2 protein-coding genes are annotated in these 1309 nt (G+C 54.0%); both read left to right on the top strand.

Annotated features, from left to right (window positions below; translation table 11 throughout):
- Positions 1–124: 124 nt before the first annotated feature.
- Positions 125–1174, top strand: coding sequence for an RNA-guided endonuclease InsQ/TnpB family protein (locus NW848_RS00115; protein WP_414402461.1), 1050 nt, complete (start codon positions 125–127; stop codon positions 1172–1174).
- Positions 1071–1295 carry a hypothetical protein gene (locus NW848_RS00110; protein WP_414402462.1) on the top strand — a complete coding sequence of 75 codons (225 nt, stop codon included), beginning with the start codon at positions 1071–1073 and terminating at the stop codon, positions 1293–1295. Before NW848_RS00115 ends, NW848_RS00110 begins: the two co-directional genes overlap by 104 nt.
- Positions 1296–1309 lie beyond the last annotated feature (14 nt).

Below are 1309 nucleotides of genomic sequence, written 5' to 3'. Positions count from 1 at the left end.
GGGCAAGCCTCTAGTCCTGAATTTACTGAACAACATATTGTCTTACGGAACTAAAATAGCCATACTGAATTAAGCGTGCTGCCGCGGCTATCCCAAAGTTATGTTGCTAGGTTTTTGCACCCGATTGGAACTAAATAACCGGCAAAAGACCTTGGCCGCTCAGCATGCAGGGGTAGCTCGTCACGCCTACAACTGGGGTCTGGCTATCTGCAAGCAGGCTGTTGAATCCAAACAGAAGCTACCCACGGCTATTGACCTGCACAAGCGCTTGGTAGCCGAGGTGAAGAAAGAAAATCCCTGGTACTACCAGGTCTCCAAATGCGCTCCTCAGCAGGCCCTCCGCAACTTGGAGCAAGCCTTTAAGCGCTGGCGGAGTGGGTTGGGGAAGTTCCCCCGCTTCAAACGCAAGGGAGTGCGAGACAGCTTTTACTTGGAAGGTAGCATCCGCATCTCTGGTGACCGCATCAAGGTACCTATCCTTGGTTGGTTACGCTGTGCGGAGCTGCTCCCCACTGCCACACCCAAGAACGTGGTCATTAGTCTTCGCGCTGGACATTGGTATGTCTCCTTCAAGTATGAAGCTCCGGCGCCTCAGGTGGAGAAGACCGGGGAAGTTGTGGGAGTAGACTTAGGTATCAATCGCTTGGCCACCTGTTCCGACGGGGAAGTATTCGAGAATCCAAAGCCCTATTACAAAGCGAAGAAGCGTCTGGCCAGGCTGCAACGGCGACTGAGTCGTAAGCAGAAGGGATCCGCTAACCGTAAGAAGGCAGTAGCACAGCTCGCTAAGGCCCATAAGCGGGTGGCAGACATTCGGCAAGACAATCTGCACAAGCTAACGACCTACCTGGCCAAGAAATATCGGGTAGTGGTGATTGAGGACTTGCAGGTGAAGAACCTGCTTAAGAACCACAAGCTGGCAGGAGCGCTGTCAGATTGTGGCTTTTACGAGTTTCGGCGACAGCTAGAGTATAAGGCCCGGCTCTACGGCTGTCAGGTGGTGGTGGCGGATAGGTTTTATCCGTCCAGCCAACTGTGGGCACCGACAGAAGATGCCGCTACAGGAAAGGATGTTCTGCTGCCCGTGTTGTGGTCTGGAGCTAGACCGCGACTTGAATGCAGCCCTAAACCTGTTGCGGTGGTACAGAACTACCTCAAGCTCTGGGGGAAGTGACGCCTGTGGAGATCCCTCTGGCGGGGTGGTAGGGGTGAACTCTGCCGCTAGTCATGGGTCGCTGAAGCAGGAAGAAAGCAGCGATGCTGGGCAAAGTTCTGCTTTGTTCAGCGTTGCATAAGTCTTTCGGAGCGG

The sequence above is a fragment of the Synechococcus sp. RC10A2 genome (assembly GCF_047502605.1).
Note: the sequence above shows the minus strand (reverse complement) of the source record. Positions and strands in the feature narration are given on the sequence as shown.